This window comes from Rhodococcus sp. D-46 (assembly GCF_011290655.1).
Classification (GTDB): Bacteria; Actinomycetota; Actinomycetes; order Mycobacteriales; family Mycobacteriaceae; genus Rhodococcus_F; species Rhodococcus_F qingshengii.
In genome coordinates this window covers 347,151-366,956 of sequence record NZ_JAANTF010000002.1, presented here as the reverse complement: position 1 = coordinate 366,956, position 19,806 = coordinate 347,151, and the positions used below count along the sequence as shown (strand labels likewise).

At 61.8% G+C, this 19,806-nt stretch carries 20 protein-coding genes; 8 read left to right on the top strand and 12 right to left on the bottom strand.

Annotation, left to right across the window (positions count from 1 at the left end):
- Window positions 1-4: 4 nt before the first annotated feature.
- From G9U53_RS06355 to G9U53_RS06345, 3 genes are all read right to left on the bottom strand, one after another.
- Window positions 5-367 (bottom strand): hypothetical protein, encoded by a 363-nt coding sequence (locus tag G9U53_RS06355; protein WP_225320185.1) that lies wholly within the window; start codon window positions 365-367, stop codon window positions 5-7.
- A gap of 88 nt (window positions 368-455) precedes the next feature.
- Window positions 456-893 carry a hypothetical protein gene (locus tag G9U53_RS06350; protein WP_165638476.1) on the bottom strand — a complete coding sequence of 146 codons (438 nt, stop codon included), beginning with the start codon at window positions 891-893 and terminating at the stop codon, window positions 456-458.
- Window positions 890-1,615: a TetR/AcrR family transcriptional regulator gene (locus tag G9U53_RS06345; RefSeq protein ID WP_165638475.1), complete on the bottom strand. Its 726-nt coding sequence runs from the start codon at window positions 1,613-1,615 to the stop codon at window positions 890-892. The genes G9U53_RS06350 and G9U53_RS06345 overlap by 4 nt, the downstream gene beginning before the upstream one ends.
- A gap of 100 nt (window positions 1,616-1,715) precedes the next feature.
- On the opposite strand from G9U53_RS06345, the gene G9U53_RS06340 reads away from it, so the two are divergent.
- Window positions 1,716-2,093 (top strand): VOC family protein, encoded by a 378-nt coding sequence (locus G9U53_RS06340; RefSeq protein ID WP_003943112.1) that lies wholly within the window; start codon window positions 1,716-1,718, stop codon window positions 2,091-2,093.
- Here G9U53_RS06340 and G9U53_RS06335 read toward each other — a convergent pair.
- Window positions 2,081-3,697 (bottom strand): AraC family transcriptional regulator, encoded by a 1,617-nt coding sequence (locus G9U53_RS06335; protein WP_165638474.1) that lies wholly within the window; start codon window positions 3,695-3,697, stop codon window positions 2,081-2,083. The genes G9U53_RS06340 and G9U53_RS06335 overlap by 13 nt on opposite strands.
- 105 nt (window positions 3,698-3,802) lie before the next feature.
- Between G9U53_RS06335 and fepB the strand changes: the two genes are divergently transcribed.
- Genes fepB through G9U53_RS06310 form a run of 5 tightly spaced genes read left to right on the top strand, consistent with a single transcriptional unit; the run spans window position 3,803 to window position 8,632 of the window.
- Window positions 3,803-4,816, top strand: coding sequence for a Fe2+-enterobactin ABC transporter substrate-binding protein (gene fepB, locus G9U53_RS06330; RefSeq protein ID WP_058038432.1), 1,014 nt, complete (start codon window positions 3,803-3,805; stop codon window positions 4,814-4,816).
- A gap of 4 nt (window positions 4,817-4,820) precedes the next feature.
- Window positions 4,821-5,867 carry an iron chelate uptake ABC transporter family permease subunit gene (locus G9U53_RS06325; RefSeq protein ID WP_225320184.1) on the top strand — a complete coding sequence of 349 codons (1,047 nt, stop codon included), beginning with the start codon at window positions 4,821-4,823 and terminating at the stop codon, window positions 5,865-5,867.
- On the top strand, window positions 5,864-6,919 hold the full coding sequence (locus G9U53_RS06320) for an iron chelate uptake ABC transporter family permease subunit (protein WP_082661421.1): 1,056 nt from the start codon (window positions 5,864-5,866) through the stop codon (window positions 6,917-6,919). The genes G9U53_RS06325 and G9U53_RS06320 overlap by 4 nt, the downstream gene beginning before the upstream one ends.
- Before the next feature lie 24 nt (window positions 6,920-6,943).
- Window positions 6,944-7,768: an ABC transporter ATP-binding protein gene (locus G9U53_RS06315; RefSeq protein WP_007735712.1), complete on the top strand. Its 825-nt coding sequence runs from the start codon at window positions 6,944-6,946 to the stop codon at window positions 7,766-7,768.
- A 21-nt stretch (window positions 7,769-7,789) separates the two neighbouring features.
- The gene (locus G9U53_RS06310; RefSeq protein WP_058038429.1) at window positions 7,790-8,632 is read left to right on the top strand and encodes a siderophore-interacting protein; all 843 of its coding nucleotides are present in this window, start codon (window positions 7,790-7,792) and stop codon (window positions 8,630-8,632) included.
- 17 nt (window positions 8,633-8,649) lie between these two features.
- On the opposite strand, the gene G9U53_RS06305 is transcribed toward G9U53_RS06310, so the two are convergent.
- Window positions 8,650-9,999 (bottom strand): lipase family protein, encoded by a 1,350-nt coding sequence (locus tag G9U53_RS06305; protein ID WP_165638473.1) that lies wholly within the window; start codon window positions 9,997-9,999, stop codon window positions 8,650-8,652.
- A 293-nt stretch (window positions 10,000-10,292) separates the two neighbouring features.
- Here G9U53_RS06305 and G9U53_RS06300 point away from each other — a divergent pair, with 293 nt between their 5' ends.
- Complete coding sequence (locus tag G9U53_RS06300; RefSeq protein ID WP_058038428.1) at window positions 10,293-10,934, top strand: TetR/AcrR family transcriptional regulator; 642 nt, start codon at window positions 10,293-10,295, stop codon at window positions 10,932-10,934.
- An 82-nt stretch (window positions 10,935-11,016) separates the two neighbouring features.
- Here the strand turns inward: G9U53_RS06300 and G9U53_RS06295 are convergent, their stop codons facing one another.
- From G9U53_RS06295 to G9U53_RS06275, 5 genes are all read right to left on the bottom strand, one after another.
- Window positions 11,017-11,754 (bottom strand): SDR family NAD(P)-dependent oxidoreductase, encoded by a 738-nt coding sequence (locus G9U53_RS06295; RefSeq protein ID WP_054188305.1) that lies wholly within the window; start codon window positions 11,752-11,754, stop codon window positions 11,017-11,019.
- The gene (locus tag G9U53_RS06290) at window positions 11,751-13,226 is read right to left on the bottom strand and encodes an aldehyde dehydrogenase family protein (protein WP_165638472.1); all 1,476 of its coding nucleotides are present in this window, start codon (window positions 13,224-13,226) and stop codon (window positions 11,751-11,753) included. The genes G9U53_RS06295 and G9U53_RS06290 overlap by 4 nt, the downstream gene beginning before the upstream one ends.
- Before the next feature lie 133 nt (window positions 13,227-13,359).
- The gene (locus G9U53_RS06285; protein ID WP_165638471.1) at window positions 13,360-14,544 is read right to left on the bottom strand and encodes a winged helix DNA-binding domain-containing protein; all 1,185 of its coding nucleotides are present in this window, start codon (window positions 14,542-14,544) and stop codon (window positions 13,360-13,362) included.
- Entirely contained in the window at window positions 14,544-15,185 is a 642-nt protein-coding gene (locus tag G9U53_RS06280; protein WP_007735718.1) for a histidine phosphatase family protein, read from the bottom strand. Before G9U53_RS06280 ends, G9U53_RS06285 begins: the two co-directional genes overlap by 1 nt.
- 14 nt (window positions 15,186-15,199) lie before the next feature.
- Window positions 15,200-16,606, bottom strand: coding sequence for an FAD-binding oxidoreductase (locus G9U53_RS06275; protein WP_165638470.1), 1,407 nt, complete (start codon window positions 16,604-16,606; stop codon window positions 15,200-15,202).
- Window positions 16,607-16,746: 140 nt separating this feature from the next.
- Here G9U53_RS06275 and G9U53_RS06270 point away from each other — a divergent pair, with 140 nt between their 5' ends.
- Complete coding sequence (locus G9U53_RS06270) at window positions 16,747-17,646, top strand: LysR family transcriptional regulator (protein ID WP_003943243.1); 900 nt, start codon at window positions 16,747-16,749, stop codon at window positions 17,644-17,646.
- A gap of 22 nt (window positions 17,647-17,668) precedes the next feature.
- Here the strand turns inward: G9U53_RS06270 and G9U53_RS06265 are convergent, their stop codons facing one another.
- Window positions 17,669-18,748, bottom strand: a complete 1,080-nt coding sequence (locus G9U53_RS06265; RefSeq protein ID WP_242692433.1) for a helix-turn-helix domain-containing protein — start codon at window positions 18,746-18,748, stop codon at window positions 17,669-17,671.
- A gap of 9 nt (window positions 18,749-18,757) precedes the next feature.
- Window positions 18,758-19,729 (bottom strand): alpha/beta hydrolase, encoded by a 972-nt coding sequence (locus G9U53_RS06260; protein WP_030537407.1) that lies wholly within the window; start codon window positions 19,727-19,729, stop codon window positions 18,758-18,760.
- Window positions 19,730-19,806 lie beyond the last annotated feature (77 nt).

Sequence of the window (19,806 nt, the reverse complement as noted above, 5' to 3'; positions counted from 1 at the left end):
AGGGCTACATGTTGGGTAGGACCACGACGAAGAACCAGCCGCTCAGTGCCAGACCGATGAATCCGGTGAAGAGGCCGACTATTGCATCCCATGGCAGCTGGCGGGCATTCGAGAGCAGATGCCCGCCAGACTTCTTCGGGTGACGTCGGAGCGCGAAGATTCCTGTTGTGATCGCGCCGACGCCCAGCAGGATGCCGAAGCCGAAAGCCCAGAACAGGAGTACCGACAGCGCGCCGAGCATCTCCGACCGCTCACTCCAGCGTGCGATGCGCTGTGTTTCGGTGGGCGGAGGCCACTTGTGTGAAGGCGACAGAGCTGCTCCGAAACGACGGGTGTGGTGACGAATTGACTGGTCGCTGAGAAACATTGTCCACCACGCCTGGAGTTGAGTCGATGTGCCGCTGGTATCTACTCGTCTACCCCGTCTTCGTGGATATATGCCGCTGATTTCGAGGCTAGGTGCTTGCCGCTTCTTCCCAGCAGTTTCCGTTCCACACGATGGAGATGGGGTATTCGTTGTTGACCCCGTTTTCCCAGTAGTCGATGACGCCGTGGCGCTCCGATTCGAGTTCGATCCAGCCGATGCTGAATCCCCCTCGAAGTACGCGTTGAGCCCGGCGGTCGATCTTGTCCAGTGAACTGCAGAGTCCTCGCACGCGGGAGTCGATCCAGCCCGCAGAGGCATCAAGAACGGTGATCTCGACGATGCTCGCGTCGCTCAGCGGAATCTCGATGAGAAGCTCGCCGGAATCTCGTACCTCTCGGGTCGATCGATTCTCGTAGGCGTGCAACAGCTCTCGCGGTTCGAACACCGAAGGGTCGCCGTCGGACCGTCGAGACCAACCGAAACGCTGCACGGACACATTGTCTCCCACGAATTGCAGGAATGTCATTCGATGTGAATGAGGCCGTCCAGGGCGTCCAGTACCCGGTCCAGCCCGAACTCCCAGGCCGCCTCGGGGCTGTACGGGGAGTTCTTGGCCTCGCCGGCCGCCCCTCCGACTCGCTGCGCCAGCGGGAAGTCGTCGCCGAGATAAGCAGCCAGACGCTGGTTCCAGGTCGACCACACCTCGGCCATGTCGGTTGCTCGGGGGTCAGGGCGCCGCGCTTGCGCCGAGGATCGGGCGAAGTCGGCGACAAATGTCAGGGCGGAGTCCCGGTCGATGTCGCTCAGTCCCGTGCCGTCGAAGGCGTGAAGTTCGTGGTCGTACTTCGCGATAGTTCCCGGACCCAACGCGGAGCGCTGATCGGAGATGTCCAGGAGCCACCAATGCTCCGTATAGAGGGCAAGTTCTTCCTCGGCGACCCGACGCACACGTTGGCGCCAGGTCATGTTCCCGTACGGCAGGAGTGGGCTGCGTCCGTGTACGGCGTCGACCATGAGCACCAGCAGATCGTCGCGGGATCCGACGTGGGTGTACACCGCCATGCCCGAGATTCCGAGTTCGGCGGCCAATCGGCGGACCGTCACGGCGTCGAGGCCGTCGGTATTCGCGACGGAGATCGCGACGTCGACCGCCTGTGAGGTGGTGACCTTCGCTCGCGGGCCGCGGGTGCCACCCTTCGGCGCGAGGGGGTGATCGCGCCAGAGCAGGTCGATCAGTTCGCGTGCCATCAGTCGTCTCCAGAAATCGGGAATACCTCAACGGTGGTATACCTTATACGGTGCATACTGTATGCACTGCATAAGGTTTATCGATCATGGGAGGCCCACGATGAAAATCACCAGCACTGCTCTGTCCTTGAACGTCGCCGACACCGACGCATCGGCAGACTTCGCGAAAACCCATTTCGGTTTCACCGAGGCCATGGCCGATGACGGCTTCGTTTCCCTGAATCATCCGGATGCCGGGGTCAACGTGGTCTTCCTGCGCACCGGGCTCGGGACGTTCAAGCCCGACTTCGTCGCAGGTCCGGCCGGTCAAGGCTTGCTCATTGCATTCGTGGTCGACGATGTCGACGCCGAGTTCGCCCGCATCGCTGCTGAAGGTGCCTCCGTCGTCACCGAACCGGAGACGGAACCGTGGGGTGAGCGTTACTGCCAGTTCGTCGACCCCAACGGAATCGTGTGGCAACTCGTTCAGTGGGTGTGAAGAACCCGAGCGCTCGGCTCCGCGGCGCGCGGCACAGAACGTAACCAGAGGGCGCGTTCGACGGACTGGGCTTGGAAGCGCTGCGGTGAGATCCCGTGCGCAGTGCGAAACGCTCGGCTGAATGCGGGCAGGTGCGCGTAACCCAGGTTCCTCGACACCGTGCCGGGTGCAACCCCGAGTTGGAGTTGGGTGCGTGCCTGGGTCATCCGTGAAAGCGATCGCCACTGCGGATACGTGGTGCCGGTTTCGATACGGAACTCCCGGCGCAGCCTGGCCGCGTCAGTACCGAACTCTTGCGCCCACTCGTCCAGAGTGCGAGGGTCGGCCGGGCGGGCGGCGATCGTCGCTGCCAGTCGTGTGGCAATCGAATCGGCGGGCGAGGTGTTCGAAACCGGTTGTGCAAGAGGGCCGGTGGCAATGATGTCGAATGCCGTGGCGCTGTCGTGGCCGCGCGGGCGCAAGGGCGTGTAGGCGGCGACGAAAGTGTGCAGCAATGCCAACTCGTCAGCGGGGGAGAACTGCACGGTCTCGAGGGCGTCGGCAGATACGGTCGACCCGTTCGAGGAACGGAAGCCGAGCGGCAGAAGCAGTGAACCAGTCGGAACCGTGACGGTATTGAGGACGCCTGCAGGAAGAATCATGGCCTCTCCGGTGCGCAGTTCCCAGCTGCGGTCCGCGACGTCCACCCGGGCTTGGCCTCGGTAGACCCACACGGCGACGTGGGCGCCGTTGACGCGCGGCCACGTCGCATTGGCCGGTATCGGCGGCGCTGTTTCCCCGGGCTGCCTGGGCTCTGCGAGCATACGGACCAATGCTTGATCGTTGTCGGTGTCCACGCTGCGATCGGTTGGACCGGAGAGGGCCCGGCGGCGATAGTCGCTCGGGCTCTCTCCCATCTGGGACCGGAACGCACGCGTGAATCCGCTGCCCGTTTCGAAGCCGACTTCGTTTGCAATCCAACCGATCTCGCGGTCCTGCTTCAGGTACTCCAACGACGCGGCGATCCGAGCTCGAAGCCGCCAGCGCGTGAAGGTGAGGCCGGTTTCTTCCACGAAGTATCGCTGGAGCGTTCGAATGCTGATCCCGGCACGCTTCGCGAATTGTGCCTCGGTGTCGTCGGTGCCAGGTGTTCGCAACAGGGCGTGCGCGATCTCGAACGCTTCCCGTGATTGCGGCAATTGCGGCAGCGAGGTGGCCCCGTCGTCGGCCCGGGTAATCATTTCGAACAAGGACGACGGGTGTGCAGCGTCGCCGCGCAGATAGCCCAGGTTGTGAACGAACTCGTGGATCAGTCTGTCTTCCCATCCGGGCGGAACGCGCAGACGCGTCACGGTAGCCGGCCCGGCGCTGACGCCGTTCGAGGGCGGAAGCAGGATGGGAAACGCGACGGAATCCGAGTCCGTCTCCATCGAACATCGCACGCTCGCCGGGATCCACAACAACTCGCCCGCCGGCACCTCGTAGACGGTCGATCCGGTCCTGACGCGTCCACTACCTGCGAGAACCCAGAACAACAGCGGTGAGCGGCCGATGCTTGGCTCGGTGCGGCAGGCGCGGATCGGCCCCAAGTCGATTGCGTCCGACCTTCCCGACAGTGGTAACACGTTGGCGCTCCTGGACAACCCTTGCGACTTAAGTATGGCTAACTTTACCTCTGCCGACTGTGTTCGCAGCGGCGCACTCTCGTATCTTCAGAAAGCCACATACTCATGCGCAGATCTCTACGCCCGACGGCGGCAGTACTCGCCGCGGTCGTCGCCCTCGCTCTTGCCGGCTGCTCGAATTCGTCAGGTAGTGACACCGGAACCGAGGGCACCCAGGAAACCTCCGGGGCCACCGAGGGCTGGCCGCGCACCGTCGATCACGGCGGCCGCAGTACCGAGATCACTGCAAAGCCGACTCGGATCGTGTCCACCTCGCCGTCGTTGACCGGCACGCTGCTTGCGATCGGAGCGCCGGTGGTCGCGAGTGCGGCGACAACGCCGTCGGGAATGACCGATGACCAGGGGTTTTTCTCCCAGTGGTCGGGCGTGGCGGCTGATCGTGGCGTCGCGGTGCTCTACCGAAATCTCGAGCTGGACCTCGACGCGATCGAGACCTTCGAGCCCGATCTGATCATCGGCTCCGCCAACGGCGGCGACTCGACACTCGATGCCTACTCACAGCTGAGCGACATCGCACCCACTGTTCTTCTCGACTACGGCGCCAGCTCCTGGGAGGAGCTCGCTGATCAGCTCGGGACTGTCACCGGACTCGAGAGCGAGGCCGCCAAAACCGTCGACGAATACGACAGCTGGGTCACCACCCAAGCCGCGAAGATCAAACTTCCCGAGCAGCCGGTGACGGCACTGGTCTACATGGGTGCCGACGGTGTCTGGACGTTCCGAGCCGACAGCCCGCAGGGCAATCTGCTGGCCTCGCTCGGCTTCACCTATGCCGAGCCCGCCGAGCAGTTTGTCGCTCCGGACAAGCGGGGTGCCTCCGGCGTCGCGATCGTCAGCTCCGAAAACATCTCTGCCGCACTAGACGGGGCGCAGACGCTGTTTGCCGTCTCGATGGGGCCCAAGGACGTGGAGAAGCAACTCGCGGCCGACCCGCTCCTTGCGAATCAACCTGCGGTCAAGGGTGATCGGGTATACGCGATGGGAACGGCAGCCTTCCGTCTCGACTACTTCAGTGCAAAGCAGACGGTCGAGTCGCTGGTGTCCACGTTCGGTGGATGACCGCGTGGGTGTTTCTGTGCAGTCCCGGACCGAAGCGCCACTGCGGTCCGGGACGGCAGCGCGTGCGGGGTTGTTGGTCCTCGTCTCCATCGTTGTAATCGTGCTGGCATCCGTCGGCGGACTCGTCATCGGCTCACGCAACATCCCCGTCTCCACTGTCCTCGATGCAGTTCTTTCCTACGACGCCGGTAACAACGAGCACCTGATTGTGATCGAATCACGTTTGCCTCGAACAATTCTCGGGCTTGTGGTCGGGGCCGCGCTCGGACTGGCCGGCGCGCTGATGCAGTCGATCACCCGCAACCCTCTAGCCGATCCGGGACTACTCGGTGTGAACGCCGGAGCATCAGCAGCAGTCGTCATTGCGATTGCCTATCTGGGGGTGACTTCGGTCGGCGGCTATCTGTGGTTCGCGCTTGCCGGCGCGGCCGTTGCCTCGGTAGGTGTGTACATGTTGGGGTCGGCGCATCGCAGCGCCGCGACCCCAGCGCGCATGGCGCTTGCCGGTGCCGCTGTTGCGACGGCGATCACGGCTCTCACCAGCATGGTTCTCATAAGCAACGAGGCCGCATTCAATCAGTTCCGATTTTGGGCAGTGGGTTCGTTGCAAGGCCGCGGCGGAGACGTGATCGTCACTGTTCTGCCCTTCGTCATCGTCGGTATCGTGTTGTCGTTGTTGCTGATTCGTCCACTCAACGCAATCGCGCTCGGCGAGGATGTCGCCAAAGGGCTCGGTGCCAGCACCGGACCCGCACGGGTCGGATCCGCTGTCGCAGTCATCCTGCTGGCAGGGGCCGCAACTGCGGCGGCTGGACCGCTCGGATTCGTGGGCCTGGCTGCGCCGCACATCGTGCGCGGCGTCGTCGGGCCGGATCTGCGATTTCTTCTGCCGTGCGTGCTCGTTGTCGCCCCGGCATTTCTGCTCTTGGCCGACGTTCTCGGTCGCGTTGCCACAGCGCCGGGAGATCTGCAGACGGGGATCGCCGTGGCGGTGCTCGGTGGCCCCTTGTTTGTTGCGCTTGTTCGCTCGCGGCGGGTGGCGTCGCTGTGAATGCGATTGCAGCGCAGCCGGTTCCACCGCTGTTCCGCGGTTGGGTGGTTCGAATCGGGTCGTACTCGTGGCGGATAGTTCCGCGAGTGCTGTTCGTAGCCGTGGCAATCAGTGCGGCATTGGCGGCGCTCTCGTTTGCCACGCTGATGTATGGAACCCTGGATCTGTCCTTGGGTGAAGTATTGCGTGCCCTGCACGGCGAAGGCGCCCCAGCGGCGGTTCGGTCCGTCCAGAATCGCAGGCTGCCGCGGCTGATCACGGCGATCGGCGTGGGCGGAAGCCTCGGTGTGGCCGGCGCGGTTTTCCAGACGCTTTCGCGCAATGTTCTCGGCTCGCCGGACATCATCGGTTTCACCACCGGCGCTGCGACTGCAGCCGTGGTTCAGATCGTCTTCTTCGGAGGCGGGGTACTGCAGACCGCGGGCGCCGCTGTTCTCGGCGGCATGCTGACGGCGCTTCTGGTGTACGCGCTGGCACGCAAAGACGGCGTCAGCGGTGGTCTTCGACTTGTCTTGGTCGGTATCGGCGTGGGCGCGATGCTGAGCGCCGTGATGTCGTTCCTGGTGGTGCGTGCGGATATCGACGACGCCACCGTTGTGCAGCAGTGGACGGCCGGCTCGCTGACCGGGCGCGGTTGGCCACACGCGGTCAGTGTTGCGATCGCCGTCGGTGTTCTCGTTCCTGCTCTCGTCGTGGTGTCCCGGCGCGTCACCATGATGGAGATGGGCGACGACGCTGCGTCCTCGCTCGGGATCTCCGTGGAGCGATACCGATTTGCCGGCATTCTGCTTGCGGTCGCGCTCACCGGCGCGGCGACCGCGGCCACCGGCCCCATCGCATTTGTGGCGCTCGCCGCTCCCCAGATCGCACGACGGTTGGCACGGCGCAGCGGTGTTCTTGTCGCGACTTCCTTCCTGCTCGGCGCAGTTCTGCTGGCGGGCGCCGACTTGATCGCGCAAGCGGTCGAGGTCGGTCTCCGCACTCCGGTCGGTCTCGTCACCAGTCTGCTCGGTGGTGCCTATCTGATCTGGCTGCTCGCTCGTCAGGCCTGAAAAAACTCGCTACGAAAGAGATTCATGACTACTGCCACCCCAACATCGCGGCTGCGTGCCGAGAAGATCGAACTACGGTACGCCGATCGAACCATCGTGGACGAGTTGAGTCTCGAGATCCCCGATGGAGGGTTCACCGTCGTCGTCGGACCGAACGGGTGTGGCAAGTCGACTTTGTTGCGTGCGCTCGGCAGAATGCTCGCACCTCGATCGGGTCGTGTTGTGCTCGACGGTAACGATATTCGGTCCTATCGAACCAAAGAAGTCGCCCGGCGAATCGCCCTGTTGCCACAGTCCCCGCTCTCTCCTGGAGCGATCAGTGTCGCAGACCTCGTATCCCGCGGCCGATATCCGTATCAGAGCATGCTGCGCCAGTGGTCACCCGAAGACGAGCATGTTGTCTCCGAGGCCCTGAATGAAGTCGGAATGCGATATGCAGCAGACCAATTGGTGGACGAGCTGAGTGGGGGACAACGTCAGCGGGTATGGATCGCCATGACGCTTGCGCAGCGCACCCCGGTGTTGTTGCTCGACGAACCGACCACCTTTCTCGACATCGCACACCAGATCGAGGTTCTCGACCTCTGTTCCCAACTCCACCAGTCCGGTCGAACATTGGTCGCGGTCCTGCACGACCTGAACCTCGCGGCCAGATATGCCACGCACGTAGTTGCCATGCGGTCCGGAAAAATTGTCATGCAGGGCAGTGCCTCGGACGTCTTCACCCCTGAGTTACTGCGCGAAGTCTTCGACCTCGAGGCGCTGGTTCTCGAAGACCCGGAAACCGGACGGCCACTTGTTGTTCCGCGTGATCGAAGACCTGTCAGTCAGCTACCCGTCCACAACTGAACCACCGATCAGGAGATATCAATGACTACCGCATCTCGACCTGAAGAAACTGAAACGTCTGCGTCGGCAAAGGCGCCACGCGGAGAAGACCACGACCGCGGTCTCAACGACGTGGTTGCCGTCGTCGAACGCGTCGAACGGCCGACCGAGAGCATCTTGCGCATCGCCGTCCAGTTGACTTCGTCGGCGGACGACCCGAATTGGTTGCGGCCCAACGTCGCATTTCGCATCCAGCTCGGTCCGCAGTACGGCGACGTCTCTCGCGTCTACACGGTGCGCACCTGCAACGCGCCGAGCAGTTCGATGACCTTCGACGTAGTGCTGCACGGCCACACCAGCCCGATGATGAGGTGGGCCGCCGACCTGCGTGTGGGTGACACGTTCTCACTCACCGGTCCTCGCCCGCACTTCCTCGTTCCCGAGATCGCCGGGCGCCGCGTCGCACTGTTCGCCGACGACACCGCGATACCTGCCCTCTATTCGATTCTGCTTCAGTGGCCCGAGGGACTGACCGGCGTCGGCTGGGTCGCCACCGGTGACGCCGAGGCTTTCGCGGAACTACCCGTGATCCCCGGCCTCGAGCTGCACCATGTCGAAGACGGCCTCGCCGGGTACGCCGTCGAACTCGATAACCCAGGAGACTACGCGGTGTGGGGTGCCGGGGAACGGGACGAGATGCGAGCCATTCGAGCGCATTTCCGCAAGACAGTCGGCCTGGCGAAGGACGATGTAGTTGTCTTCGGGTACTGGAAGCGAGGGGTCAGCACTACCGAGATAGATCAGAACCGACTTCGGAACTACACGAGCATCCTCGAAAACGGCGGCACGCTCGCAGACATCGACGATCTGGCAATCGGTATCTGATGCGACTGTTGGATTCGTCAGCCCACCGCGTGTTCTTCCGGCGCCAGGGAATTGCCCGGTGCGATGTTCGAGCAGTTGTTCGGCAACTGATTTCCGTTGAAACGGTCGTTGAGCCAGGTGATGGCGCTGGGGTGCCACAGCGCGCCACCCGGAACGTGACTGATGGTGTCGTACTGGTCGTACTGGATGGACAAACCTGCGTCGCAATAGCGAGTGGCGAGTGAGCGGACGTCCCCGGCAACCATGACTCCGTCGCCAGGGCCGACGCCCGGTCCACCTGGCTGGGTGCCCTCGAGGGCTCCGTTTGCGGCTTGAGCGATGAACATCGGGATGGTGGGTATCGGCGCGTTGCCCATGTTGATCTTGTTGGCCACGTCGACGTACTCGGGCACCGAGTTGGGGTTCGCATACTCTGGTTTGGCAAGGTCCTGCCAGGTCACCCCCGGGTACTGCAGGATGACGTTCCCGATCGAGGCATCCTCGATCCGAGGTAGGAGTTCGCGTCCGCGATCGCCGAGATACGGGTCGAAATCTATGTCGTAGGCACGGGCAAGTCCGACGACCGCCATCCCGACAACGCCTGCCCAACCGATGCTTCCGTTTGCGTACCGGAGGTTGTTTGCCGGGTTGACCAACAGACCACCCTGGGCGGCGCCGATCAGGTCCTCGTTGATGTCCGGGGCGTAGTCCGGCGCGAGGATGGACGCCCAGTTGGTGGCGATTGCTCCGCCCGAGTATCCCATCAGACCGATCTCGGCTGAGTCGGAAATACCTGTCTCGGATGTGTTGCGAGCGGCACGGAGGGAGTCGAGAGTCATCATTCCGTATTCGGGTCCTGCCGCGAAGTCCGCGTTCGGGCCCTCGGTGTCGGGAATGACGACGGTGTAGCCCAGCGCCAGTAGAGGACCGAACATGACGGCTTCGCCGGAAGCGAGAGTCCCGCCGAAGGCGACATTGCGCCCGCTGACGGTAAGGCTGCCGATCGGGGTGTCCCCCGCGATTGCTCGTGACGGTCCGTCTTCCGGGTTCAGCGAATCGTAGGCAGACTGGAACGAGACAACTTTGTCCGGCTGGGCATTGGGTGGTCGAAGAATCGATGTGACATTCGCAGACGGCCGGCCGAGAGCGTCGGTCGACCGGTACAACACCTGTACGGCTTGCAACGGGGTAGGAATGTTGACGACGTGATAGGGCAAGGTTCTCGTTTTGAGCACGGCCCCAGGCTGATACGACGACAGCGGTGCCGAACCGTCGTACTGATAGAAGGAATCCGCCGACGGTTGCGCGGCGACAGTAGGTGCTGTGATGCCTGTGAGTGCAATGGCTGTCAGCGCCACCGCTCCCTGAAAGAGAATCTTTGATGCCACGATCGACCCTTCGGTTTCGTATGTCTCTCGGTACTTGACGGGCTGGTGTGATGACGACCACACGTTATCTTACTTTTGAGTAATAAACGAGAGGCTTGCGCCGGTTGTTTGAATCATGCATGGACGCAATGTGATTGAGATCTTTGAAGTGGCCTTGCTAATTCTGCTCAGGATGCCATGTGTACGATACGACTAGTAGCTGTCGCGACGAGCTGCTGCCTTGGGCTGTTCCGGGTTGTCCGATTCCGGGAAATGTTCTGTGCTGCACGGTATTGAAGGACGAAGGAGTGGACATGGGTAAGCGCGCTCCCGATGACGGCGTGTTTCGAGACTCGGCCGGCGCCCAGGCTGGACTGCTCACTCCTCCGAGCGGTGCACGTAGCGAGGCGGCCCACGAGAAGGCCCTTCGGTCAGCGGAAGCGCTTCTGAAATCCGGGGGAATGAAGGCGGCGACCATCGATGCGATCTCCGAGCAATCGGGCGTCAGCAAAGTCACGCTGTATCGGCACTGGCCGTCGCGGCAGGCGATCGCCGCTGAAGCGTTCGGTGTGCTCATGGCCCGGCACTTGACGTTTCCGGAGACCGACAGTGCGCAAGACGATTTGAACGATTACCTCGAGGACATCGGAAGGTTCTACCGAGGTCCACTCGGGTCGATCTTTGCCGAACTTGTCGGCGCGTGTGCCAACGACCCGACGACGGCTGCATACTTCCGTACCTTCTTCCTCGACGAACGTCGTCGCGGCTTCGCCGAACTGATTCGACGATGCGTTGAGTCCGGATACTTCCGCGACGACATCGAGATCGAGGAAGCGATCGATCTCTTCTTCGGTCCCTTGATCTACCGGATGTTGGTGGGGCACGCGAGTATCGACGACAACACGGTGCGCTCGATCATCGATCATGCAGTTCGTGGACTCCGGAACGGTGTCTAAAGGGGATATTCGCTGAAATCCTTTGTGCTGGAGAGGGTACTGCCCTCTCCAGCGTTGCGCGATGTGTGTCAACTCGGCACTGTCAGCTGAGCATTTTCAGCACGTTCTGGTACTCACCGTTGATCTCGGCATGACGAAGTGGCTTGGCCGCTTCGACCACAATCTCTGTGGCGTTGTCGTCAGCTTTCAGTAGAGCAATGGTTTCTTCGATGTAATCATCAAGGGGTAGAGCCGATTCCGAGTTCTCCTGGTTCATCAGTGTGGTGCGGACGCCCGGTGGGATGAGTTCGATGCACTGGATCGAAGTATCGGCGAGTTGAACGCGCATGCTCTCGGTGAAGAGATGAACGGCAGCTTTCGTGGCGTTGTACGTGGGCGTGATGGGAAGTGGGACGAAGCCGACGGCGGATGACACAGTGACGATGGTGGCGGTCGGCTTCGTCAACAGATGCGGAATGAACTGGCCGACCAGTCGAATAGTCCCGAGTAGGTTCGTCGTGATCGTTCGTTCGGCGACGTCGAGGAAGTCCGGGTTCTTCAGGTCCTCCGGGTACATGATTCCCGACATCGTCACAAGGACGTTCAGATCGGGAAAGTCCTCCGTTACGGATTCATACGCCGTTCGAATGGATTTCGGGTCGTCTACGTCGATGACGACGGTACTGATCTTCGGATGCTTGCTCGAGATCTCTTGCAGCAGAGTGGATCGCCGTCCACCGATGATTACCTTGTTCCCCTCGTTCTGCAATGCCACTGCAAGTGCGAGCCCGATACCGGAGGTTCCGCCGGCAATGAAGATGGTATTTCCCGAGATATTCAATGTGTGTTTCCTTGGTTTGTCGTGGGCGTCGACGTGGCGACAGTGATGGATTTGAGTTGGGTGTATTCGTTGAGCGTCTCGAGGCAGAACTCTCGCCCGAGACCGCTTTCCTTGAATCCGCCGAAGGGGACGCCGCCTCCCAGATTGAAGTACTGATTGATCCAGACGCAGCCCGCATCGAGACGGTCCGCGGTTTCCATGGCGTTCTTCAGGTTCGAGGTATAGATCCCAGCAGCGAGTCCGTATGGAGTGTCGTTGGCTTCTGTGATCACTTGCTCGTAATTGTTCCACTTGAGGACGCACAAAACAGGCCCGAAGATTTCGTCCTGCGCAATTCGCATCGAGTTCGTGACCTCCAGAATTGTCGGTTCGACGAAGTTTCCGGCTTCGAATCCCGGCACTACTGTTCGGTTGCCGCCGGTAAGTACTTGTGCGCCTTCTTCGATTCCGGAATTGATTATCGAGATCACACGATCGGCATGTTCCTTGTGGATTAATCCACTCAGTTCGGTGTCCTCCTCGAGTGGCGGCCCGACTCGCAATGATCGGAATCCTGCGACGAGTTTTTCCACGAAGGCGTCATAGATATCCTCGTGGATGAAGAGACGTGTTCCGGCCAGGCAGGATTGGCCGTTGCACATGAGGACACCCGCGGTGGCATCGGCGACCACTGCATCGATGTCCTCGATATCAGGAAACACGATGCTGGGACTCTTGCCGCCGAGTTCGAGAGTGGTCGAGATCAGCCGGGATGCTGCGGCGTGTGCCACGAGTCGGCCGACTTCGGTGCTTCCGGTGAAAGCGAGTTTGCTGACCTTCGGATGGTCTATCAAGGCGGCGCCGGCTTCCTCGCCAAGACCAGGGACAACATTGAAAACGCCTGCGGGAAACACGTCGGCGGCGATCCTGGCCAGCTCCATGACTGAAACACAGGCATTTTCATCAGGTTTGAGTACGACGGTGTTTCCGGCTGCGAGAGCCGGCGCGATCTTGAATGCCGTCATCACCACGGGATCATTCCAGGGAATGATCTGTCCACATACGCCCAATGGCACTCGCTTCGCGACCAGGTATCCCGATGCCAACTCGCGGCCGAAGCCATGGTGGGCCAACGAGATTGACGCAAAGTATCGCAGGTGTGAGACGGCGGCTCGATAGTCCTCTCGCATCTCCCTGATATGCCGCCCGGTATCCCTGCACTCGAGTTGGGCAAGCTCTTCGGTTCGATCCTCCACGAGCGCGGCAAACTGCAAGATTTTTGCGGATCGTTCTTCAGTGGTCAGGTTCGCCCATGCAGGAAATGCCCGCCTGGCGGCTTCGACCGCATCATTGATTTCTTCTGCCCCGCATCGGGACAGTGTGGCGAGTAGAGCGCCGGAAGCGGCGTCACGCGCCTCGAAGGTGGATGTGCCGATGGCTCGGAACGCTCCATCGATGTACGCACCGTATTCACGAACTGCTTGACCTTCCATGGATCCTCCTAGATCGGTCAATCGGTGAAGTTCGAAGTGTACTGTACGTTTCGTACACTTGTCGATGGTTGCCTTGCCGCGTATGGATGGCGTTAGCAGAAAGATCAGCTAGAACAGTGTTCTGGTCACATAGTCAAGGCGTGGCTCCAGCAATTTCAGCCGCCTGCTTCATAGCCCGTGAGACGTACCCCGTGCCGATTCTGACGCCGCCCAGCCACGCGGTGAGGCGCGCCGCCTCGGCATCGAGAGAACGTCGCGCAGACGCTGACACGGTCTCGAGCAATCGAACGTGCACCACACCGGTTTCGTCTTGGATCCAGCACCCTACGACGCGACCGTCGACCCATGCGGTGGTGCCGGCATTACCGCGGGTGTCGAAGAGTTGGTTGCGGTGCGGGCCGAGGTAGAAGTCACGGTTCTTCCACCCCATGATCGTCGGGTCGAGCACCGGTAGGAGTGCCACCCAAGGACCTGGATCAGGCACCGTGGCGACGTCATCGGGTAGCAACCAGCCGGTGTCGCCTCCGTCGAGTGAGACTGCAACGGCGTCGAGTTCGGCGAGGGCGGCCCGGACGACCGTCTTCGTCGAGCCCAGCCACCAGACGATGTCGTCTTCCGTGCCCGGTCCGAAGGTGTAGAGCCAACGGCGGACTATTTCTCGATAGCCGTCTGCAGATTCGAGATCGACGGGGGCGTCGTCGAGCCAGTGTCGAGTGAGAGTCCACAGTGGGCGTGAGACGGGGAAGCGGGCGGTGTTGGTGCCGCGCATGATGTCTGCGGTCGCCCCGAGATGCGTGAGAACCCTGGGTGCCGACCAGATTTCACCTGCCGAACCCTCGACCTTGACGTCGATCATCGGCACGGCCTGACGAATCTCTACCGCTGAAAGCCCTTCAGGCCTATCGGTGAGCAACTTCAGCACTTCCGTCCGTGCGCGATCGAGCCAGTCGTTGCCGTCGACGGCGAGTCCGGCCTTGACGACATCCTTGGCCATTCGTGCCCGCTCGGTGTTCGCGACGCGGGCGGACGCACTCGACCACGCGGCCGGCAGCAAGTCGCGGGGAAAGGTGAAGAGTGTGCGGCGCATTGCCAATTGCTTCACGAGACTGCGTTGGTCGTACAGGGCGCGGTCGACGTCGGCGGCGTCCACGGACCGAACCCTCGCCCAGCAAGACAGATAGACCGTCGCTGACTCGGTGGCGTGCAGTACCGTCATCGCCCGCGTGGCAGCTTCCGGCGAATCGACGTGAAACATTGGCTCCAGCGCATGACGTACTCCTATGCGAGCACGGCGTTCGTCGTCGGAGACATGGCGCATCAGGCCATCGTGCCACAGTCCAGGTGCGTCGTATCAGCTAGTTGCACGAGGGTTCGGTTGCGCCAGTAGTCGTCGTGTCGGAGATGTGTGATTGCACCCGGGGTGGTCGCGAAGGTCGCAAATCCTGCGGCTTCGACGGGAATCTGTAGCCAGGCGGAGACGACGAATGTGTGTGCAAAGCCGTGGGTTACGACGATGTGATCGTGATCGAGATCGTCCATCAGTTCGTGAACGCATTCGTGAACCCTTGATGCGATGTCGCGGCGGGTCTCGGCACCGGCAACGGGGCCACGGTGATCGAGGCGGTTGTTGTCAGGGGCCGGGACCTGCCGCTGGGCCAGCCACGAGTTCGGGCGTCCTTCGGCTTCGCCGAAGCTGATTTCGCGCAATCGTGAATCCGTTGTCGCCGGAGCATCGAGTGTCCGGGCGATGATCGTGGATGTCTCGGTGCAACGATTGAGGTCGGACGAGGTGATGCGGACCGGGCGCGAAGTTCCTGTGCGTCGTCGTTTCAGCGCTTCGGCGATCAAACCTGCATCGCGCCGACCAGCGGGGGTGAGAACCGAATTGTGCCAACCGCCGACTACGTCCTGCGCTGTGTGTTCGGCATGAGGATGAGTGACGACGTAAAGATCCTGCATGAGACCCCTTTTGCTTACCCGACTTTTTCCGGCAACAGTATTCCAGGATTGAGGATTCCACGGGGATCCCAGGACGATTTGATCAACTGCATTGCGGCGATGTCGGTTTCAGTGCGCCCCAGCGATATCCACGGCGACTTCGCGCGGCCTATCCCGTGCTCGGCGCTGATGCTTCCATGGTGGACGGCGACGAGTCGGAACACCGTATCGGTCAGTTCGTGTGCGACCCTCGGCTCGGCATCCAGAAGGTTCACATGAATGTTTCCGTCGGCGAAGTGCCCGAACAGGATTGGCCGCACGAGGGGGAATCGTTGTGCCAGGCTTTCTCGGAGGTTGTCGATGAACATTCCCATCACGGACAAGGGGACGGAGATGTCGAGCTTGACTACCGGCGTCGTCGACGACGCGCTGATGCTTTCGGTATGGCTTTCCCGCAGAGTCCACAGTTTTCGAGCCGGCCCAGGCTCGACCGTCGCGTCCTCGATGAGGTCGGCAGAGTCGGAGAGTACTTCGAGGAGCGACTCTTCCGTTTCGCGCGGTGATGACACCTCGATGAGTGTGTACATCGGTGAAGGGGTGCCGAACGGGCGACGGGCATCGGTGTGTGCGCAGACGAGGGAGATGCCGTCGTCGGTCATGATCTCGGCGGCTTCGACGGTCAATCCGCTCTGACGCACGCGATTACACAAATGAAGCGCTTGATCGACTTCGCGTACACCCGCGAGCACGACCTGGGTGTCGGTCGCCGGGGTGACCAGCTTCATCAGGACCTTGGTGATGACTGCGAGCGTTCCCTCGCTGCCGGCGAGAAGTCCTGGAATATCGTATCCGACATTGTCTTTGACGAGTGGAGTCCATCTACTCAGCACCGAACCGTCCGCGAGCACGGCTTCGATACCGAGTATCTGTGCGCGTGTATTTCCGTATCGGACCATGCGCGTCCCACCGGCGTTGGTTGCGACGATGCCGCCGAGTGTTGCGGATTCCTTTGATGCCAAATCGATTCCGAAGCGGAGACCGTGTGCAGATGCGGCCAGGTCGGCGCGAGCAACGGTCACGCCGGCGCCGGCCGCGATTGTCCGACCGATGGGGTCGACGGCTTCGATCGTCTCCAGACGTCTGGTACTCAGCACCACGGACCCAGCCGAGGCGATCCCACCACCGACCAGTCCGGTGTTGCCGCCTTGCGGTGTGACGGGAACCCCCGCGTCGAAGCATACTCGAAGAACCGCAGACACTTCGGAAGTGTTGCCGGGGCGGATGACCGCGATCGCGTCGCCGATCCAACGTCCCGTCCAGTCACGTGTGTAGCCCTCGATCAGTTCGGAATCGGTAAGGACATGCGTGTGGCCGACGATCTCCGCGAGGGCGTCGAGAAGCCTCGCGTCTGTTGTAGGTTCAGTGAGTGTTCGGGGGTTCATGTGCAACCTTGTGATCGTTCGGGTGACAATTTTCGGGAGACAGACGGTGGATCAACGTGAACTCGATCCTCCGACCTCAGGTGATGCCGTGTCCAAGACCAAGTAGTGACACCACCATCTGTTTTTCTTATAATCGCCGTATGAACCTGCAGCGTGCCCGTTATCTGATCGCTCTGTCGGATCATGGGAGCTTCACTCGAGCCGCTGCGAACGTCCACGTCGCGCAATCGGCCCTCAGTCAGCAGATCAAGGTTCTCGAGCGCGAACTCGGAGTTCCGCTGGTGGATCGTCGGGGTCCGCAGTTCACCTTCACGGAAGCCGGCAAGGTGGCGGTACGAGAGGCGCGCTTTTTGATCGGGTGTGCGGACCGGGCGGTCGAACGAATTCGGTTGGCCGCGCGCGGTGTGGACGGAGAACTGCGCATCGCGTACACCCGTTCGTGGGCGGGCGGCGCAGTCGCGGATCTGGTCAGCACCTATCGAAGGCTCTACCCGGGCGTCGAAGTTGTCGTTCATCGTGGCACTTCGGCACAGACTGTCGACCTCGTCCGAACCGGAGCCGTCGACATCGCGGTTGTTCGCCCGCCGCTCGATGAAGACGATCGAGAACTTCCCCTGATCGTCCTCGACACCGAACCTATCCTGGTCGCTGTGCCCGTGGATCATCCGTTCGGAGATCGAGCGACGCTCGAACTCGGAGATCTGGTGGACGTCCCCGTTGTGTTCTGGCCGGAGGCCAACGCCCCGGGGATGTATTTGCGTACGCTCGAACAACTTTGGCCAAACGGGGCGCCCAGCATCGTTCGATTCGAGGCCGACGACGAGCAGGTGCTGCATGCCGTCTCGGACGGGGTGGGTATTGCGCCGATCCCCCAGGGCAGAGCGCGGATGCTCCGCATCCCGGGTGTCCATCTATGTGAGATCGCCGGTGAGCAACCAACTCTCGACGTGGCAGTGACCTACCGGCCGGATAATCCGAATCCGGCGCTTGCGCCGTTTGTTGCGCTCGCTGAACGCGAAAGATCGTCAACCACTGCGTAGTACCTGTGATGCGCGGTGGGTCCTATCCGCCATCGAGGACCAGCATCATGGCCGTTGCGCGTGCTCGGTTCTCGATGGAATCGACGTGGAATCCGACGTGCTGGGACAGTTTCGCCAATCGGTGCGCGACGCTGCTGTGGTGAAGATGCATGGAATCTGCTGCGGCCCTCAAGGTTCCGGACTGCAGGTATGACCTCAAGGTTTCGAGTAGTTCTAACCCCTGTTTGGTATCGCCGATCTCTTCGGCACGAACCAGATCCGGTATTCGCGAGTGATCGATGTGTGGTCCCGGCGCCAAGAGGTTGAGGGCGCCGAGATCGTCGGCGTTCACGATCGGTGTTGTTGCCGACGCCTGTGCTCGAGCGAATCGTGCAGTGCTCAGTATTGTGCTCACTTCGGAAGCGGGAGCAGTCAAAGATATTCCGGCGCGAATGTATGACGACAGCGCGGCCTCGGACAGCTCGGGTGTGGGTGCGAACGAACCCGTCACGAGATTCAGATGCTCGCCGTCAGCGTCTATCCCAGTGGCTTTGCCAGGTGTGCAATCTGGCGAAATGACAAGGTGTGCAGTGCCGTCGGCCGTGTCTGAGACTGCCTTGGTTGCCATTACACGAACTGGGGTTTGGGGTGCGATACCGAGACCGGCGCAGGAGGTGAGCACCGCGAGTTCATCCATCGGGAACAACAGATTTCGAGTGTGCTCGGCTTCGGTAGGCAGGCGTCGCGGTTGCAGAATTATCGCTGCGGTCAGGGCCATCCGGTCGACGAGCATTTCGTCGAGTGGCAAGCTGGCCCCGGGTCGTTCGATCCATACCGTTCCGAGAACCTCGTCGTCTACGGCAATGTTTCTGGTCATGCTCGGTGGGAGCTGAGGATCGGGTGACCATCGGCCGCGCGGATCGCAACGGCGCAAATTCTTCTTGCTTCTGCCGCGCTCGACGATCTCGATACCCACGACGCAGTCCGCCAACTGCGCGCTCGCACGAAGCAAAGACGCGGTGTCGGAGCCGTGCCGCACGAGGGCGTCGAAGTAATCGATGACACGTACCAGGCCTGCCGAGTCTGCATCGAGCTCGGCAAGCCGGTACATCAGTCCTTGCATCTCGCAACGCTACGAGACCGGCGAGAGCGAACGCAACCCTCTCCTGAGCGCAGTGAGGGCTTCGGCGGCACCTCTTTCGCTGACCGCGGCGGTCGCGACCAGTGCCGACCCGTGAAAGGTTCCGGGGAAGGAATGCAATTCGACGCTGACTCCTGCTTGCAGCAGCCGAAGGGCGTATTCGATTCCTTCGTCGCGGAGCGGGTCGAGTTCCATGGTGGACAGGTAGGTCGGCGGCAGACCGGTGAGGTCGGTAGCCCGGGACGGCGCAGCGTAAATGGACACGTCAGGATCTTCGGGACCGGAATACGACCCGCCGAGATAGTACTTCCACGACAGGATGGCGTTAGGGCGGTGCCACAAGGGGGTGTCGACGAAGTTCGTCATCGAGACCGTCGCCAGGCGGTCGTCGAGTTCAGGGATTTCGAGGAATTGGAAGGCCACGGGCACAACGCCCTCGTCACGGGCTTTGAGGACAGTGCCTGCGGCCAGTCCACCGCCTGCGCTCTGCCCTCCCACTGCGATGCGGCGTGGATCGACCCCCAGCTCCTCGGCATGGGCGTGGATGTAGAGGAGTGCGGCGTAGCAGTCGTCGACGGGGCCGGGGAAGGGGGTTTCGGGGGCGAGGCGGTACTCCACGTTCGCAACGGCGAATCCGAGTTCCCGCGCCACCTCGACGCAAAATGGATCGCTGGATTCTGCGGTGCCGATTGCGAATCCGCCGCCATGGATCCAGAGCAGAACGGGGACAGGGCCGGCAGTGTTGTCCGGGGTGAAGAAACGAATCGTGACCTCCGGATCGCCGTCCAGGCCGGGTGCCGACAGTTCACGAAGCGTGACTCCGTCGAATGACAGGTCGGCCAACATGGTGCCGACCAGAGCGTCGTAGGTGGCCCGTGCGTTGGGGAGGTCAGCGAAGTCCACCTTCGGGAGCATGGTGAGTGCCGCGGCGAGTTCGGGGTCGAGAGTCGGGAATGTTGTCATGCACCCATCATCGAGCCTGATTGTGGCCTACGTCACCAGCGGATTGTAGGAAATCGGAGAGTCTCCCTCCGACACCC

Coding starts and splice junctions, on each gene's coding strand:
- G9U53_RS06355 (WP_225320185.1), bottom strand. CDS start 367: ATGTTTCTCAGCGACCAGTCAATTCGTCACCACACCCGTCGTTTCGGA.
- G9U53_RS06350 (WP_165638476.1), bottom strand. CDS start 893: ATGACATTCCTGCAATTCGTGGGAGACAATGTGTCCGTGCAGCGTTTC.
- G9U53_RS06345 (WP_165638475.1), bottom strand. CDS start 1,615: ATGGCACGCGAACTGATCGACCTGCTCTGGCGCGATCACCCCCTCGCG.
- G9U53_RS06340 (WP_003943112.1), top strand. CDS start 1,716: ATGAAAATCACCAGCACTGCTCTGTCCTTGAACGTCGCCGACACCGAC.
- fepB (WP_058038432.1), top strand. CDS start 3,803: ATGCGCAGATCTCTACGCCCGACGGCGGCAGTACTCGCCGCGGTCGTC.
- G9U53_RS06315 (WP_007735712.1), top strand. CDS start 6,944: ATGACTACTGCCACCCCAACATCGCGGCTGCGTGCCGAGAAGATCGAA.
- G9U53_RS06310 (WP_058038429.1), top strand. CDS start 7,790: ATGACTACCGCATCTCGACCTGAAGAAACTGAAACGTCTGCGTCGGCA.
- G9U53_RS06300 (WP_058038428.1), top strand. CDS start 10,293: ATGGGTAAGCGCGCTCCCGATGACGGCGTGTTTCGAGACTCGGCCGGC.
- G9U53_RS06290 (WP_165638472.1), bottom strand. CDS start 13,226: ATGGAAGGTCAAGCAGTTCGTGAATACGGTGCGTACATCGATGGAGCG.
- G9U53_RS06285 (WP_165638471.1), bottom strand. CDS start 14,544: ATGCGCCATGTCTCCGACGACGAACGCCGTGCTCGCATAGGAGTACGT.
- G9U53_RS06280 (WP_007735718.1), bottom strand. CDS start 15,185: ATGCAGGATCTTTACGTCGTCACTCATCCTCATGCCGAACACACAGCG.
- G9U53_RS06275 (WP_165638470.1), bottom strand. CDS start 16,606: ATGAACCCCCGAACACTCACTGAACCTACAACAGACGCGAGGCTTCTC.
- G9U53_RS06270 (WP_003943243.1), top strand. CDS start 16,747: ATGAACCTGCAGCGTGCCCGTTATCTGATCGCTCTGTCGGATCATGGG.
- G9U53_RS06265 (WP_242692433.1), bottom strand. CDS start 18,748: ATGCAAGGACTGATGTACCGGCTTGCCGAGCTCGATGCAGACTCGGCA.
- G9U53_RS06260 (WP_030537407.1), bottom strand. CDS start 19,729: ATGACAACATTCCCGACTCTCGACCCCGAACTCGCCGCGGCACTCACC.